The sequence below is a fragment of the Paraburkholderia sp. SIMBA_027 genome, from assembly GCF_046535315.1.
Taxonomy (GTDB): Bacteria; Pseudomonadota; Gammaproteobacteria; order Burkholderiales; family Burkholderiaceae; genus Paraburkholderia; species Paraburkholderia tropica.
On the sequence record NZ_JAWRWY010001770.1, the window covers coordinates 1 to 229 of the forward strand.

Here is a 229-nt window from a genome sequence, read left to right on the forward strand (position 1 = left end):
GCATGGTGATGCCGCACATGCAGAAAGCCTCGTGGGACGCGCTGGAAATGATCATGGAGCATCTCGCCCAGGATTATCCCGAGCTGTTTTCGCTCAAGCGCAAGGGCGATCAGTGGTTATGGCGCAATCGCGCGCTCGCCACGAAAGCTGCCGGAAATAGCCACGGCAGGCGGTCTGGATCAAATCTATACCAGTTGATGGCCAACCGGCAATCCGTAAAATCAGGCAG

At 56.8% G+C, this 229-nt stretch carries 1 protein-coding gene; it reads left to right on the plus strand.

Going from position 1 to position 229, the window contains the following annotated elements:
• Positions 1-17 precede the first annotated feature (17 nt).
• Positions 18-229: heme-dependent oxidative N-demethylase subunit alpha family protein (locus SB764_RS45245; protein WP_410867472.1), on the plus strand; the 212-nt coding region annotated here is incomplete at its 3' end.